Annotated in this window: 15 protein-coding genes; 12 read left to right on the top strand and 3 right to left on the bottom strand. The window is 64.6% G+C overall.

Annotation, left to right across the window (positions count from 1 at the left end):
- The first annotated feature begins 114 nt into the window (after positions 1–114).
- The 3 genes from FJ977_RS31425 (at position 115) to FJ977_RS31415 (ending at position 2,916) form a co-directional block, all read left to right on the top strand.
- On the top strand, positions 115–1,506 hold the full coding sequence (locus tag FJ977_RS31425; RefSeq protein WP_140776061.1) for a PLP-dependent aminotransferase family protein: 1,392 nt from the start codon (positions 115–117) through the stop codon (positions 1,504–1,506).
- 161 nt (positions 1,507–1,667) lie between these two features.
- The gene (locus tag FJ977_RS31420; RefSeq protein ID WP_140776060.1) at positions 1,668–2,114 is read left to right on the top strand and encodes a DUF983 domain-containing protein; all 447 of its coding nucleotides are present in this window, start codon (positions 1,668–1,670) and stop codon (positions 2,112–2,114) included.
- 172 nt (positions 2,115–2,286) lie between these two features.
- Entirely contained in the window at positions 2,287–2,916 is a 630-nt protein-coding gene (locus FJ977_RS31415; protein ID WP_140776059.1) for a DUF480 domain-containing protein, read from the top strand.
- Positions 2,917–2,989: 73 nt separating this feature from the next.
- Here FJ977_RS31415 and FJ977_RS31410 read toward each other — a convergent pair whose 3' ends face one another.
- A complete protein-coding gene (locus FJ977_RS31410) occupies positions 2,990–3,142 on the bottom strand; it encodes a hypothetical protein (RefSeq protein WP_140776058.1) in 153 nt (50 codons plus the stop codon).
- Between the two features lie 173 nt (positions 3,143–3,315).
- Here FJ977_RS31410 and FJ977_RS31405 point away from each other — a divergent pair, with 173 nt between their 5' ends.
- Positions 3,316–4,287, top strand: a complete 972-nt coding sequence (locus tag FJ977_RS31405; protein ID WP_140776057.1) for an AraC family transcriptional regulator — start codon at positions 3,316–3,318, stop codon at positions 4,285–4,287.
- A 142-nt stretch (positions 4,288–4,429) separates the two neighbouring features.
- Here FJ977_RS31405 and FJ977_RS31400 read toward each other — a convergent pair whose 3' ends face one another.
- A complete protein-coding gene (locus FJ977_RS31400) occupies positions 4,430–4,855 on the bottom strand; it encodes an OsmC family protein (RefSeq protein WP_140776056.1) in 426 nt (141 codons plus the stop codon).
- 221 nt (positions 4,856–5,076) lie between these two features.
- Between FJ977_RS31400 and FJ977_RS31395 the strand changes: the two genes are divergently transcribed.
- The 3 genes from FJ977_RS31395 (at position 5,077) to FJ977_RS31385 (ending at position 6,345) form a co-directional block, all read left to right on the top strand.
- Positions 5,077–5,304, top strand: a complete 228-nt coding sequence (locus tag FJ977_RS31395; protein ID WP_140776055.1) for a hypothetical protein — start codon at positions 5,077–5,079, stop codon at positions 5,302–5,304.
- On the top strand, positions 5,301–5,657 hold the full coding sequence (locus FJ977_RS31390; protein WP_140776054.1) for a YciI family protein: 357 nt from the start codon (positions 5,301–5,303) through the stop codon (positions 5,655–5,657). Before FJ977_RS31395 ends, FJ977_RS31390 begins: the two co-directional genes overlap by 4 nt.
- Positions 5,658–5,817: 160 nt before the next feature.
- Complete coding sequence (locus FJ977_RS31385; RefSeq protein WP_140776053.1) at positions 5,818–6,345, top strand: hypothetical protein; 528 nt, start codon at positions 5,818–5,820, stop codon at positions 6,343–6,345.
- A gap of 244 nt (positions 6,346–6,589) precedes the next feature.
- Here FJ977_RS31385 and FJ977_RS31380 read toward each other — a convergent pair whose 3' ends face one another.
- Positions 6,590–7,849, bottom strand: a complete 1,260-nt coding sequence (locus FJ977_RS31380; RefSeq protein ID WP_140776052.1) for a ubiquinone biosynthesis hydroxylase — start codon at positions 7,847–7,849, stop codon at positions 6,590–6,592.
- 97 nt (positions 7,850–7,946) lie between these two features.
- Here FJ977_RS31380 and tesB point away from each other — a divergent pair, with 97 nt between their 5' ends.
- The 5 genes from tesB (at position 7,947) to FJ977_RS31355 (ending at position 14,342) form a co-directional block, all read left to right on the top strand.
- Positions 7,947–8,807, top strand: coding sequence for an acyl-CoA thioesterase II (gene tesB / locus FJ977_RS31375; protein WP_140776051.1), 861 nt, complete (start codon positions 7,947–7,949; stop codon positions 8,805–8,807).
- 322 nt (positions 8,808–9,129) lie between these two features.
- Positions 9,130–9,468 carry a P-II family nitrogen regulator gene (locus FJ977_RS31370; protein WP_010912291.1) on the top strand — a complete coding sequence of 113 codons (339 nt, stop codon included), beginning with the start codon at positions 9,130–9,132 and terminating at the stop codon, positions 9,466–9,468.
- 31 nt (positions 9,469–9,499) lie between these two features.
- The gene (locus tag FJ977_RS31365; protein WP_056574714.1) at positions 9,500–10,855 is read left to right on the top strand and encodes an ammonium transporter; all 1,356 of its coding nucleotides are present in this window, start codon (positions 9,500–9,502) and stop codon (positions 10,853–10,855) included.
- A 336-nt stretch (positions 10,856–11,191) separates the two neighbouring features.
- Positions 11,192–11,467, top strand: coding sequence for a hypothetical protein (locus FJ977_RS31360; protein ID WP_140776050.1), 276 nt, complete (start codon positions 11,192–11,194; stop codon positions 11,465–11,467).
- Positions 11,468–11,675: 208 nt separating this feature from the next.
- Positions 11,676–14,342 carry a DNA translocase FtsK gene (locus tag FJ977_RS31355; RefSeq protein ID WP_140776049.1) on the top strand — a complete coding sequence of 889 codons (2,667 nt, stop codon included), beginning with the start codon at positions 11,676–11,678 and terminating at the stop codon, positions 14,340–14,342.
- Positions 14,343–14,425: the final 83 nt, after the last annotated feature.

Here is a 14,425-nt window from a genome sequence, read left to right as displayed (position 1 = left end):
AAGGTCGGATCGTCCGGTCGCCGGCAGTGTTCCCGTCGCCAGCCAATTGTCGGGGCCTTGCATTCGTCCGTCGTGACATACAATATCCATACATCTGGATCACGAGGCGAGACAATGGACGACAATCAGGCTTCATGGACGCCGGTCATCCGCAAGGGCGACGGACCGGTCTATCTCGCCATTGCCGATGCCCTGTCGGCCGATATCGCTTCGGGCCGGCTGGCCGGCGGTTTCAGACTGCCGCCGCAGCGCGCGCTGGCGGATGCGCTGGGCATCGATTTCACCACGGTCAGCCGCGCCTATGCCGAGGCACGCAAGCGGGGTCTGATCGACGGGCGGGTCGGGCAGGGTACCTATGTCCGGGCTCGGCGACCGGCCGAGGGGCGAGGCGCCTCGACCGGCCTTGTCGACATGAGCATGAACCTGCCGCCCCGGTTCGAGGATGCCGGGCTGGTCGCGCGGATGTGGGATGGAATTGCCGATCTGCGGGCGGATGACGGGCTGGGCCTGCTTCTGCGCTACCAGGAGGCCGGCGGAACCGCGCGGGATCGCGCCGCTGGCGCGCGCTGGCTTTCACCGAGGCTCGGCGCCATTCCGGCGGAGCGGCTTCTGGTCTGCCCGGGAGCACAGGGCGCGCTGCTGGCGCTGGCCGGCGTGCTCGCCGGACCCGGCGAGACGATCTGCGTCGAGGCCCTGACCTATCCCGGCTTCCGGTCGCTGGCCGCGCATCTCAGGATCAATCTCGTCGGCGTGCCGATCGACGAGCATGGGCTCATTCCCGAAGCATTCGAGGCGGTGTGCGCGGAACATCGGCCAAAAGCCCTCTATTGCACGCCGACCCTGCACAATCCGACGACCGCGACCCTGCCTCTCGGCCGTCGCGAGGCCCTCATCGAGATTGCCCGCCGCCATCAGGTGCTCATTATCGAGGACGATGCCTATGCCGCCTTGCCGGCCGACCCCATGCCGCCGCTGGCCGCGCTTGCGCCGGATCTCGTCTATCATGTCGCGGGCCTGGCGAAGTGCCTGTCCCCAGCCTTGCGGATTGCCTATCTCGTGCTGCCGGACGGCCGCTCCGCCGCCAGGGTGGCGGGCGCCATAAGGGCGACCGCCTCCATGGCCTCCCCCCTGACGGCCGCGATCGCGACGCGCTGGATCGAGGAGGGAACCGCGGACGCGGTGCTTGCCGCGATCCGCGAGGAGTCGCGTCGCCGGCAGGCGATCGCCGCCGCCATCCTGCCGCCCGGCTTCGGACAGGCCGACCCGCGGGGTTTCCACGCATGGCTGCGGCTGACCGGTCCCTGGACGCGGGGCGAATTCACCGCGCGGCTGCGCTCGGCCGGTATCGGCGTGGTGGCGAGCGATGCCTTCGCCATCGCGTCGCCGCCCGAGGCTGTCCGCCTGGGACTTGGCGCGGCCGCGAACGAAGACGATCTGCGTGACAGCCTGCGGATCGTTGCGGACCTTCTGTCGCAGTCACCGGCCATATCGTCGATGGTGGTTTGAGCTTGTAGGGATTGCTCTTGACAATGTATGCATACATACCACATACATTGTGCAATCAATGACGCTGTGGAGACCAGCAAGGTCATGCCGTCACACGCGGGCGAGTGACCGCGAAGGGGCAGGGGTCTCCATGCACGCGCCGCAGACAAGGGCAAAACAAAATGGTTCAGGATCGCGAATGGCCTCCCCTCTCACCGATTGAGACGGGCATAAGGGGACGGTGTCCGCGCTGTGGCGAGGGACATCTGTTCGAGGGCTTCCTGAAGCTGCGCAAGGGCTGCGAGGTCTGCGGGCTCGACTATTCGTTCGCCGACCCCGCCGATGGCCCGGCTTTCTTCGTGATCTGCTTCGCATGCGTGCCGAGCGTGGTGCTGGCGCTCTGGATCGAGGTGCGCTTCGAAGCACCCTACTGGGTGCATCTCTTCACCACCTTGCCATTCATGCTCCTGACCTGCATCCCGCCGCTGCGGCCGTTGAAGGGATGGCTGGTGGCCAGCCAGTATTTCTACAAGGCGGAGGAGGGCCGGATGGTAACGCCGCTGATCCCGCCGGCATCCGCCGTGGGGGCTGGTTCGACCGCGACCTTGCCTGGCGACGACAGGCGGTGACCACAGCAACCGCGAAAATGACGGTTGAACGGCGCATCCGGTGGCGGCTATAGGCATTGGATGGAGTGCTTGAGGAAATCAACCTGGCCGGCATGGTCAGGGGTGATGCCCGTCAAGCCCGCAAACGAACGCCTGCAACCGATCTCTACCGCCGGGAGGCTGAACAACTTTCATGAGCGAAGACCTTCCTATCCTCAATCCCGTCGAAGCGCGCGTGCTCGGTTGCCTGATCGAGAAGAAGGAGCTGACGCCTGATGTCTACCCGCTGACGCTCAACGCAGCACTTGCCGCCGCCAACCAGAAGACGGCGCGCGAGCCGGTGATGGCGCTGGAGCAGACAGAGGTGCACCGGGCATTGAAGCTGCTCGAGCAGAAGGGGCTTGTGCGGCAGATGTTCGGCTCGCGCGTCGAGCGCTATGAACATCAGATGGCACAGCGCTTCTCGCTGACCACGCCGCAGAGCGCGTTGCTCGGCCTGCTCTTGCTGCGCGGACCGCAGACGGCGCACGAGCTTCTGGCTCGAGCCGAGCGCATGGCGCGGTTTTCGTCGATCGAAGACCTGCGCGGTGAACTCGATATGCTGATCGGCCGCCGTCCGCCGCTGATCCAGGAAATACCGCGCGGGCCGGGCCAGCGCGAGGACCGTTATGTGCATCTTCTCGCCGGCCCGGTGGACGTCGCGGTGCTATCGGCGCAGCGCAGCGCGTCGGCCCTGCCTCACTCCGACCTGGAAGCGAGGCTGGAGGCTCTGGAGCAGGAAGTCGCCGCACTTCGCGCCCGGCTTGACGCGCTGGGCGGTTGAAGCCGCGAGGCTGCGTGCCCGCGTCGAGCCGCTGGCCGGCGGAGAAGCGTATTGCGCGCGCTCGTTGCCGGCCTCATGGCCGACGCTCCCCGGTGCGCGGCGGCCGCTTCAGGTCGCGGTGGTCGGCAATGGTTCCGCCGAGAGCGATGGACAGCAGATAGACGCGTGGATTGAAGCCCGCCGAAGCGAGACCCGACAGGGTCTTGAACAGCTGCAAATGATACATCGAACCCCCTTGTGGTTGTTTCGGTTTGCGCCCTCCGGGCCGGAAGCGCGCCGCAAACTAGGTCCGGGGAATGAGGCCAGCTTGGACGCAGCGGCCCTAAAAACGGCCCAAACGGCCCTGTATTGACGTTTTCGGGGTCACGGCGCATATGCGCGCTCTGGCAGGGGGGGCCGATGACGGCGACGATGGGGTCAACCGCCTCGTTTCGACTGATTACCGACATGGTTCCCGAGCGGGACCGTATCGAGGTCATGCGCGAGGTCTATGGCCGCACGGTGCTCAAGGTCGACCTCGATCCGCTCGGTCCCACCCAGGTCGACATGAAGGTGCGCGCCCTGCCGGGTCTCGGCATCGCCACCGGCACCTCCTCGGAATTCCGCGTCCATCACTCGACATCGCTGATCGAAAGCGACGATCTCATCCTGCTGGCGGCTCTCGATGGCGCGAGCGTCATGAAGCATCGCGGCCGCGAGGAGGCGGTCGGCAACGGCCAGGCGCTGATGATGAGCGGTGAAGAGGTCGGCCTCAACGTCATCCAGCCCGGCGGCTTTCGCTTCGTCAATATGAGCTTTTCGCTGAGAGAACTTTCACCGCTGATCGGCGATCCGGCGCGAGCCCTGATGCAGCCCCTGGCGACCGGCGGCGGGGCGATGCGGCTGCTGCTCGACTATGTGCAGTCGCTCCAGGATGCCGGCGACGCGCTGACGCCGGAGACCTGGCATCTGGCGACGGCGCACATGTTCGACCTCGTGGCGCTGGCCATGGGGGCGACCCGGGAGGCGGCCGAAATCGCGCGCGGGCGCGGCGTGCGCGTGGCGCGGCTGCGCGCCATCAAGGCCGATATTGTGGCCCATGGAGGGCATGGCGGCCTGTCGGCCGAAGACATCGCCCGCCGTCACCGCCTTTCAGCCCGTTATATCCGGAAGCTGTTCGAGGGTGAGGGGACGTCGTTATCGGACTTCATGCTCGGCCAGCGCCTGTTGCGCGCGCATCGCATGCTGTCAGATCCGCGCCACTCAGGCCGCAGCATCACCGCGATCGCCTTCGAGGCCGGCTTCAACGACCTGTCCTATTTCAACCGGGCGTTCCGGCGCCGCTACGATGCAACGCCGTCCGATGTGCGGGCGGCGACGCTTAAGGGTTGATCCTCAAACGCAAAACGCCAGCCCGGAGGCTGGCGCCTGCAATCAAGGTCGTCTTGCTCGAACTCTTGCTTCGACGCAATTCGCAAGGGAAAGCGCTACACGCCTTCCCGGGAAACCGTTTCACACTTTTCCAGGAATTGCCCTAGCCAAGCCTGGCGTCGAGCGACACTTTTATGGCGCCTAGAGCCTTGGAGACAGGGCATTCGGCCTTGGCCTTCTCGGCCAATTCCTTGAATTTCGCCGCATCGATGCCGGGCACCTTGCCGACGAGCGTGATCGCGCTGCCGGTGATGCCGGTACCGGGGACCAGGGTCACGACGGCCTTGGCGTCGAGTTCGGCGGCGGGCGTGCCGTTCTCGGCCAGGAAATGCGAAAGCTGCATGGCGTAGCAGCCGGCATGGGCAGCCGCGATCAGCTCTTCCGGATTGGTGCCGGATTTGCCGCTTTCATCCTCGAAGCGCGCCTTGAACGAATAGGGCGTTCCTTTCAAGATTCCGCTCTGGCTGTCGAGCGTGCCCTTGCCTTCTTTCAGATTGCCTTTCCAGACGGCGGTTGCGGTGCGGTCCATGAAGTCCTCCTTGGCCTCGATTGCGCCGGCCCGGCGCCGGCGTTCCTGTCAACTATAGCGCGGGCGCGGGGGAAGGCCACCGCGCGATCGCAACGGAAACCGCGACATTGGTGTCGCGCCGAGATTTTTCCTGAAAAAAAGCGCGTGCGAAAATGTCGACTTCCATCCGGCCCGGCCGTCCTGGGGGCGGCCATGGGATTTGTGGCCGGATGGAGGTTCACATGGACAATCTGTTTTTCGCGTTGTGGAAGGGGCCAGGCCATAAGGCTGGGCGACAGGAAGATTTATGGCTCGATCCGCCGGCGGCCGGCTTCGGCAGGCTGCTGGCGGCTGTTGCCGTCATCGGCGTCGCCGTATGCCTTCTCAACCACATCGCCGCGGTCGACGGCAAGGCTGACACGCACGCCGCCGCATCCTATGGTTCCTCGCGGCACGGGAGCGCGCAATGAAATATGTCTGTCTGGTCTATGGTGAGGAAAAGGACCTCCATGCGTTGACCGTGGAGCGCGGAGCCAAGCTCGACGCAGATTCGCTGGCCTATGACAGGTCCTTGGATCAACAGGGCAAGCTGATCATCGCGCAGGCGCTGCAGTCGGTGAAGACCTCGAAGTCGGTGCGACGGCGCAAGGGCAAGCGCCTTGTCACCGACGGCCCTTTCGCCGAAACCAAGGAGCAGTTGCTTGGCTTCGTCATGATCGAGGCGGACACTCTCGAGGAAGCGCTGGACATTGCCGCCGATATTCCGCTGGCCGAACTCGGCACGATCGAGGTCAGGGCGATCTATGACATACCCGGGTCATAGGCGGCGCTTGGCCTTGGCGGTCGGGCTCGCAAATCGGCTTGTCCGGTCGCCCAGGCTACGCCAGCCGCAAATTGTTTTTCTTCGCCAGCGGCAACTCTTGCGTGTTGAAGCGACGCGGCAGTTCTCTTATCGTCCGTCGGATTCCTGGGGGGATTTCGACATGCCGTTCCTGATTGCTGTCATTGGCGTGCTCGGGGCGGCGGCATTCTGGTGGTACCGGGTGAAGGCCATGAACGACGCCGCGCGCGAGGTCGCCGATGTCGTCGGGCGCGTGCAAGGCAACATCAGGCGCAAGAAGCTGCGCAACCAGGCGGCCCTGTCGCCGCTGACGGCGATCGACGATCCGGTGGTGGCCGCTGCGACGCTGATCACATCGATCGTCTCCGAGAGTGGGCCTGTCCTGCCGCGGCGCGAGGCCGTCATCCGCGCGGTCATTTCCGAGATCGCCGACAAGAAGAAGACCGACGAGGCGGTGATCTACGCCAAGTGGGCGGCCTCACAGATCGACGACACCACTGTCGTCATCGACAAGCTGGCGCCGTTCCTGCGCGAGCGCCTCGACGTATCTGAACGAAACGACCTGCTGCAGATGGTGAACCGTGCGGCCCAAGGCGGCGAGAAGCGCCTTGAGATCGCCGACCAGCGCATGTTGAGGCTGCGGCAGAAGCTGGGTTTCGAAGTGAATTGAGATCGCCGGCCCGACGATTGGCGCCAAACATCCGCTGCGTCGTCATCCTATGGCGGAGCAAGGAGCGAAGCGACGCGGCGCAGACCATAGGATCCATGCCGGGACTCGGAAGCGTCGCCACGGTGCAGAATTCTGCTCCGCCGCACCCTGCGACCAAGGTCGCGGCATGGATCCTCGGGTCTTCGCGACGGAGCTTCGCTCCTGCTTCGCCCGTGGATGACGAAGTCGGGTGCTGGCGAGAGACTCAGATCGCCTCGCCCTTCAGCAGCCTCGGCGTACTGGCCGACAGTCCCGAGGCCTGCCGGATGAAAAACTCCTTCAGGCGCGGCATGCGCTCGACGAGGCCGAGGCCGATGTCGCGGACGGTGCGCAGTGGGGTGATGTCGTTGGAAAACAGCCGGTTCAGCACATCCGTGGTGACGCCCATCTGCACCGTGTCGAAACGGCGCCATTGCTGGTAGCGCTCCAGCACGTCGAGCGCACCGATGTCCTGCCCGAGCCGGTCCGCCTCGACGATCACCTCGGCAAGTGCCGCCACATCCTTGAAGCCGAGATTGAGGCCCTGTCCGGCGATCGGGTGGATGCCGTGGGCGGCGTCACCGGCAAGGGCTACGCGCGGCGCGACGAAGGCGCGCGCGATGCTGAGGCCGAGCGGCCAGGCGCGCGGCTTGTCGGCGACACGGATCTCGCCGAGCTTCAGGCCAAAGCGCTGTTCGAGCTCATGCTCGAAGACGAGATCGTCGCCTTCCACGAGCGCCTTGGCATCTTCCGTGCGTTCTACCCAGACGATCGACGAACGGTTGGTGCCGTCCTCATCGGGTTTCAGCGGCAGCGTGGCAAAGGGTCCGGCGGGCAGGAAATGTTCTTCGGCGCGGCCATTGTGAGGCCGCTCATGCGCTACCGTGCAGACGATGCCGGACTGGCCGTATTCCCATTTCACCGTCTTGATGCCGGCCATGTCACGCAGCTTCGAATTGACGCCGTCGGCAGCGACAAGCAGCCGCGCCGTCAGCGTCGCACCGTCGGCCAGATGGACCGTGATGCCGGCACCGCTGGTCTCAAAACCCTGCACCGCGACGCCTTCGATAATGTCGATGCCGAGCTTTTCGGCCCTGGCGCGCAAGGCCCCGTTCATCGCCTTGTTGGCGACCATGTGCGCGAAGGGCTCGCCCGGCGCCACTTCGCCGCCGAAGGTCAGGAAGACGGGGCGCACCGGATCGGAACTGCGCGAATCGGTGATGATCATTTCGGTGATGGCCTGCGCCTGCGGGGCGATCTCGGCCCAGACGCCGAGCTGGTCGAGCATGCGGCAGGCGGCGGCGGCAATGGCCGATGCGCGGCCATCGCGTTGCCAGACGCCGGCCGGCGCGGCATCGACCAACGCCACGGCAAGACCCGGCCGCGCCTGCTTCAGCGAGACGGCTGCGGCCAGTCCGACATAGCCGGCGCCGGCAACGAGAACATCGAGCCCGGATCTGATCTTGGCGTCCGCCTTGCGTTCCATTGTCCTGGCTCCTTGCGCACCGACTGGGCTTGCGCCCTTGACGGCTCGTCCTTCCTGTCGGAAACCGCCATAGCAATTTTGCGGCGAGGTCACAAAAATGACGGCGGCCATGGACGAGCTTCTGCGCATTCTCGACCTCGAGAGGTTGGAACACAATCTGTATCGTGGTCGCAGCCCCCAGGTGGAGTGGCAGCGCGTGTTCGGCGGCCAGACTATCGCCCAGGCGCTGGTGGCGGCGCAGCGCACGGTCGAGCCGGACCGTTTCGTGCATTCGCTGCACGGCTATTTCATGCGGCCGGGCGATATCAAGGTGCCGATCGTCTACGAGGTCGACCGCATCCGCGACGGCGGCTCCTTCACCACGCGACGCGTGCTGGCGATCCAGCACGGACAGGCGATTTTTTCGCTGGAAGCCTCGTTCCAGGTCGATGAAAAGGGGCTCGAGCATCAATTCGCGCTGCCTGACGACGTGCCGCCTCCGGAGGGCCTGCAGACCCAGCGGCAGCTGCTCGAAAAGGCTGAACGTGTGCCGGAGGCGGTGCGCCGTTTCTGGGCGCGTGAGCGGCCGCTGGAGCTCAGGCCGGTCAATCTCCAGCACTATGAGAGTCGCGACAAGCTGCCGCCCCGGCAGAATGTCTGGATCCGTCTTGCCGGGCCGGTTCCCGACGACCGCGCGCTGCAATCGGTGCTGCTCGCCTATCTCTCCGACATGACGCTGCTCGACACCTCGACCTTCGCGCATGGGCGCGGCCTGTTCGATCCCGATATCCAGGCGGCGAGCCTCGACCATACCATGTGGTTCCACCGGCCGCATTCGCTCGACGGCTGGCTGCTCTATGCGCAGGACAGCCCTTCGAGTTCGGGATCGCGCGGCTTCAGCCGTGGCACGCTCTATGCCCGCGACGGCACGCTGATCGCCTCGATGGCCCAGGAAGGCCTGATCCGGCTCAAGCGTTGAGCATTGCGAGTCTTGTTTGAGCAGGATGGCTGGACAAACGAAAACCGTTTGTCCGAGAAAACCGGGCTCCTCCCTTTCGCGCCATGCTCAAAGCCGGCAAAATAGGCAAAATGGAAAAATTGCACAAATTTTGAGCATGTGGCGCGCCGCAGGGACCGACGCCTGCTGACCTCGGCCACCCCATTCCCTTTGTTTACAACAAGTTAACACGCTGCTTCGGCACTTGGCACGGAGCTTGAATCCTTGGGAGCACTCTCCGGCTCCTTGGGATCGGTGAAGTCGTGCAAACGCGGGGGACCGCAACAGCAAAGGGTGAAACCTTATGAAAATCGTGATGGCAATCATCAAGCCGTTCAAGCTGGACGAGGTACGCGAAGCGCTTACCGCCGTCGGCATCCAGGGCCTGACCGTCACCGAAGTCAAAGGCTACGGGCGTCAGAAGGGGCATACGGAAATCTATCGCGGAGCGGAATACGCGGTCAGTTTCCTGCCGAAGATCAAGATCGAGGTCGCGGTCAGTGCCGACACGGTCGACAAGGCCGTCGAAGCCATCACCGCCGCGGCCAAGACCGGCCAGATTGGCGACGGCAAGATCTTCGTTTTCGGCATCGACCAGGCGGTGCGTATCCGCACCGGCGAAACAGACACCGACGCGCTCTAAGCGGCGAACACGTATTCCAATGGAGAGTTCAATGAATATTTCTTCCACCTTGAAGACGACGGGACGGGCGGCCCTTCTGGGCTCGCTTGCTCTCGCAGCATTGGGCAGCGTCGCCGCCTTCGCGCAGGAAGCCGCTCCGGCCGCTGCCGCCGCCGCACCGGCCGCCGCCCCCACACCGGTGCTCGATACCGGCAATACCGCCTGGATGCTGACCTCGACGGCGCTGGTGCTGATGATGACCATCCCGGGCCTGGCGCTGTTCTACGGCGGCATGGTGCGCAAGAAGAACGTGCTCGCCACCATCATGCAGAGCTTTGCCATCACCTGCCTGGTGACGATCCTGTGGTTCATGTTCGGCTATTCGCTGGCCTTCTCCGACGGCGGCGGCATGAATGCCTATCTCGGCGGCTTCTCGAAATTCTTTCATCACGGCATCACCACCTCGACGCTGTGGGCGCCGGGAGTCGCGAACATTCCTGAATTCGTCTTCTCGATGTTCCAGATGACCTTCGCCATCATCACGCCCGCCCTCATCGCCGGTGCCTTCGCCGAGCGCATGAAATTTTCGGCGCTGCTGATCTTCATGGCGCTGTGGCTGCTGGTAGTCTATGCGCCGATCGCGCATTGGGTCTGGGGCGGCGGCTTCCTTGGCGCGGCCGGCGTGCTCGACTTCGCCGGCGGCACGGTCGTCCACATCAATGCCGGTGTCGCCGGTCTCGTCTGCGCCCTGGTTCTGGGCAAGCGCGAAGGCTATGGCACCACCAACATGGCGCCGCATAACCTGGTCTATTCGGTGATCGGCGCTTCGCTGCTGTGGGTCGGCTGGTTCGGCTTCAACGCCGGTTCGGAACTGGCGGCCGACGGTCTTGCCGGTGCCGCCATGCTCAACACCCAGGTCGCCACCGCCGCGGCGGCCCTTGCCTGGATGTTTGCCGAATGGATCGTCGCCAAGAAGCCTTCGGTGCTCGGCATCATCTCGGGTGCCGTCGCCGGCCTGGTCGCGGTGACGCCGGCTTCCGGCTTCGTCAACCCAACCGGCGCCTTCATCGTCGGCATCGTTGCCGGCGTGGTCTGCTACATCTCGGCGGTCAAGGTGAAGCACATGTTCGGCTATGACGACTCGCTCGATGCCTTCGGCGTCCATGGCGTCGGCGGTGTGGTTGGTGCGTTGCTGACCGGCCTGCTCGCCGATCCGGCGATCAACAGCCTGTCGTCGGGTGCGTCCGTCGGCAAGCAGCTCTACGGCATCGTCTTCACCATCCTGTGGACGGCAATCGCCACCTTCGTGATCCTCTACATCGTCAAGGCGCTGGTCGGCCTGCGTCCGACGACCCAGGAAGAGGTCGAAGGCCTCGACATCTCCCAGCATGGCGAAGTGGTGCCGTAAGGCCAGCCTCGCCAAGGGGCCGGCGGATCCTCCTCCCGCCGGCCCCATATTTCACGCAACTTCCACCTGAAGACCACGGTTCGGTTTTCACCGGAGTTGCTCCAGAGATCCCGTCGTGACGTTCTCGAAAGAGGCTCACGCATTGAGGCCCGAAGCAATTCGGGCCTCTTTTTTTGGAAAATCGTACGCTTCGAAAAGATGAAGGAGGAATCGTTTTTCGGAATGATCACGTTCGCGTGATCGGCCAAAGGGAAGAAACATAGGGCTTCCCGGCTCCGTACTGGGGTTAGCGAGCGCCGTTCCGACGCTCGCTACCAACAGGGAAGGAACCAACTGATGAACATTAAGAACATCTTCCTGGGAGCGCTGGCTCTGTCGATGCTCAGCGGTGTTGCACTTGCTGGCGCGCTCGACGAGCCTGACAACATGGCGCCGTTCTTCACCGATTCCGGCATGAAGACCATGAAGTCGGAAGCGGACTTCAAGGCAGCCTGGGCCTCGACGGCCAAGGACAAGCAGGACACGATGATGAAGGAGTGCCAGGACGCGGCGATGAGCAAGCCTCATGCCGAATTCTGCGCCAACCTGATGATGTACGCCGGTCACAAATGATCGCGCGGGATCGGGTCCGGAAGGCCCCGATCGCTTCGATGTTTCAAGACAAGAATGGCGGGCTTCGCGGCCCGCCATTCCTGTCCGCGGGGCGGCATCGGTAAAAAGCCATGGTTAATGCGGCCTTAACCTTCCCACGGCTAGTCTGACCTCCGAATCTGCCGGAGTGCGTCATGCGCTCTGGCCAGGCAATCTGACGGGGAAGAGCATGCGTTCAGGGGCTTCAGCACCGCTCGCGCTGGCCGATACGGGGCACGGCATCCAGGCTTTCGCGCGGCGCCAGGTCGGCCGGCTGGTCGGTGCCGGCATGTTCCTGGCGGTGGCCTTCGGGATTGCCAGCCTCGCCACCTGGAACGTTGCCGATCCAAGCTTCTCGCACGCCACCAACAACACCGTCACCAACGCCATGGGCTATGCCGGCGCGGTGTTCTCCGACCTTGCCATGCAGTTCTTCGGCCTTGCCGCGGTTGCCGCGCTGGTCCCGGCTGTGATCTGGGGGTACCTCCTGTTTTTGGCGCGCGGTGTCGACAGGCTGCCCAAGCGCGGGCTGTTCTGGTTCGGCTTCGCGCTGCTTGCCGCCGCCATCGCCGGCTGCATCGTTCCACCCAAGACCTGGCCGCTGCCCACCGGCCTCGGCGGCGTGTTCGGCGACATGGTGCTCAAGATTCCCGGCATCCTCATCGGCGGCTATCCGACCGGACTGATCGCCAGCGTGCTCGCCGTTCTGCTGGCGGCGCCCGCGCTCTGGCTGTTCGCCTATGGCTCGGCGCTGATCGGGCGCAAGAACGGCTTCGCCGTGATGGAAGAACCGGCCGCGGACCCGCGCGAGGACGATCTTCTGTTCGACAATGACGAGGATGAAGGCGACGAGGGCATATTGGCACTCGGCGCCATCACGCATTGGTGGCTTTCGTTGCGTGCCTGGATGCATCGCCGCGCGGTACGCCGCAGGCAGGAGCGGGAGGAGTATGAGCCGGAGATGGAGCAGCGCTCCACCGCATGGCGCCGCGCCGCCGAACGGGTCGAATCGGCCGAATTCGCGGAGCAGCGCATGAGCCCGGATGGTCGCGCCCGCGTCGAGCCGGAATTCTTCGCCGCCATGGTCAATGACCGCAGCGTCTCCGTCGATCCGGACGATGACGATGTCTTCGATGCCGGTTTCGACAATGGCGACGAGGATGTCGATCTCGACGACGAGCCGGTCAAGCGTCGCGCCACGCCGAACGCCAAGGTGCAGAACTTCCGCTCCGATGCGGCGACCCGTGTCGCGGCGCCGGCGGCGCGCCCCGTGCCCGGCGCGCGCGTCCAGCGTGAGGCGCAGACCTCGCTGATCGGCTCGGACACGTTCGAGATGCCGTCGCTGCATTTCCTGTCCGAACCGAAGAACGTGGCGAAGGACCCGAGCCTGTCGAAGGACGCGCTGGAGCAGAACGCGCGCCTGCTCGAAGGCGTGCTGGAGGATTTCGGCGTCAAGGGCGAGATCATCGCCGTACGCCCCGGTCCGGTGGTCACCCTCTATGAGCTGGAACCGGCGCCCGGCATCAAGTCGTCTCGCGTCATCGGCCTTTCCGACGACATCGCCCGCTCGATGAGCGCGATCGCCTGCCGTGTCGCCGTGGTGCCCGGCCGCAACGCCATCGGCATCGAATTGCCGAATGCCAAGCGCGAGACGGTGTATCTGCGCGAGATCATGGCCAGCCGCGACTTCGAGACGACCAAGGCCAAGCTGGCGCTGGCGCTGGGCAAGACCATCAATGGCGAGGCCGTCATCGTCGACATCGCCAAGATGCCGCACGTGCTGGTCGCCGGCACCACCGGCTCGGGCAAGTCGGTCGCCATCAATACCATGATCCTGTCGCTGCTCTACCGACTGACGCCGCAGGAATGCCGGCTGATCATGATCGATCCGAAGATGCTCGAACTTTCCGTCTATGACGGCATCCCGCATCTTTTGACGCCCGTCGTCACCGATCCGAAAAAAGCGGTGGTGGCGCTGAAATGGACCGTGCGGGAGATGGAGGACCGCTACCGCAAGATGTCCAAGGTCGGCGTGCGCAACATCGACGGTTTCAACGCCCGCGTTCAGCAGGCCGAGAAAAAAGGCGAAAAGATATCGCGCACGGTGCAGACCGGTTTCGATCGCCAGACCGGCGAGGCGATCTACGAGACCGAGAATCTCGACCTCGAGCCGATGCCCTACATCGTCGTCATAATCGACGAAATGGCGGACTTGATGATGGTCGCCGGCAAGGACATCGAAGGCGCCGTGCAGCGCCTGGCACAGATGGCGCGTGCCGCCGGCATCCATGTCATCATGGCGACGCAACGTCCGTCGGTCGACGTCATCACCGGCACCATCAAGGCCAACTTCCCGACCCGCATCTCCTTCCAGGTGACGTCGAAGATCGATAGCCGCACCATTCTGGGCGAGCAGGGCGCCGAGCAGCTGCTCGGCATGGGCGACATGCTCTACATGGCCGGTGGCGGCCGCATCCAGCGCGTGCACGGTCCTTTCGTCTCCGATGACGAGGTGGAGAAGATCGTCGGGCACCTGAAGCTGCAGGGCGTGCCCGAATATCTCGACGCCATCACCGAGGATGACGACGAGGACGACGACGAGCCGTCAGGGAAGGGCGGTTCCGGCGGTGGTGGTGGCGGCAATTTCGAGGATTCCGACGACCCCTACGACCAGGCGGTCGCCGTGGTGCTGCGCGACGGCAAGGCATCGACCAGCTACATCCAGCGCCGTCTCGGCATCGGCTACAACCGCGCCGCCTCGATCATCGAGAAGATGGAAAAGGAAGGCATTGTCGGCCCGGCCAACCATGCGGGAAAACGCGAAATCCTGGTGCCGACCGAAGAGGACAAGTTCTGACGGGAAGCCGGCCGCAACCTTGAACCTTGCGGCGCGTTGAAGCGAGGATGCGCCGCCAAACTTCAGCCCAACTGGGGGTTCAG

This window comes from Mesorhizobium sp. B2-1-3A, from assembly GCF_006442655.1.
GTDB lineage: Bacteria > Pseudomonadota > Alphaproteobacteria > Rhizobiales > Rhizobiaceae > Mesorhizobium.
This window is presented reverse-complemented; position numbering and strand designations above follow the sequence as displayed.

What these genes read in the sequence shown, in the direction of transcription:
- tesB (WP_140776051.1), top strand. Translation starts at nt 7,947, where the DNA reads ATGACGGCGGCCATGGACGAGCTTCTGCGCATTCTCGACCTCGAGAGG.
- FJ977_RS31405 (WP_140776057.1), top strand. Translation starts at nt 3,316, where the DNA reads ATGACGGCGACGATGGGGTCAACCGCCTCGTTTCGACTGATTACCGAC.
- FJ977_RS31415 (WP_140776059.1), top strand. Translation starts at nt 2,287, where the DNA reads ATGAGCGAAGACCTTCCTATCCTCAATCCCGTCGAAGCGCGCGTGCTC.
- FJ977_RS31400 (WP_140776056.1), bottom strand. Translation starts at nt 4,855, where the DNA reads ATGGACCGCACCGCAACCGCCGTCTGGAAAGGCAATCTGAAAGAAGGC.
- FJ977_RS31425 (WP_140776061.1), top strand. Translation starts at nt 115, where the DNA reads ATGGACGACAATCAGGCTTCATGGACGCCGGTCATCCGCAAGGGCGAC.
- FJ977_RS31395 (WP_140776055.1), top strand. Translation starts at nt 5,077, where the DNA reads ATGGACAATCTGTTTTTCGCGTTGTGGAAGGGGCCAGGCCATAAGGCT.
- FJ977_RS31365 (WP_056574714.1), top strand. Translation starts at nt 9,500, where the DNA reads ATGAATATTTCTTCCACCTTGAAGACGACGGGACGGGCGGCCCTTCTG.
- FJ977_RS31385 (WP_140776053.1), top strand. Translation starts at nt 5,818, where the DNA reads ATGCCGTTCCTGATTGCTGTCATTGGCGTGCTCGGGGCGGCGGCATTC.
- FJ977_RS31370 (WP_010912291.1), top strand. Translation starts at nt 9,130, where the DNA reads ATGAAAATCGTGATGGCAATCATCAAGCCGTTCAAGCTGGACGAGGTA.
- FJ977_RS31360 (WP_140776050.1), top strand. Translation starts at nt 11,192, where the DNA reads ATGAACATTAAGAACATCTTCCTGGGAGCGCTGGCTCTGTCGATGCTC.
- FJ977_RS31355 (WP_140776049.1), top strand. Translation starts at nt 11,676, where the DNA reads ATGCGTTCAGGGGCTTCAGCACCGCTCGCGCTGGCCGATACGGGGCAC.
- FJ977_RS31420 (WP_140776060.1), top strand. Translation starts at nt 1,668, where the DNA reads ATGGTTCAGGATCGCGAATGGCCTCCCCTCTCACCGATTGAGACGGGC.
- FJ977_RS31390 (WP_140776054.1), top strand. Translation starts at nt 5,301, where the DNA reads ATGAAATATGTCTGTCTGGTCTATGGTGAGGAAAAGGACCTCCATGCG.
- FJ977_RS31380 (WP_140776052.1), bottom strand. Translation starts at nt 7,849, where the DNA reads ATGGAACGCAAGGCGGACGCCAAGATCAGATCCGGGCTCGATGTTCTC.
- FJ977_RS31410 (WP_140776058.1), bottom strand. Translation starts at nt 3,142, where the DNA reads ATGTATCATTTGCAGCTGTTCAAGACCCTGTCGGGTCTCGCTTCGGCG.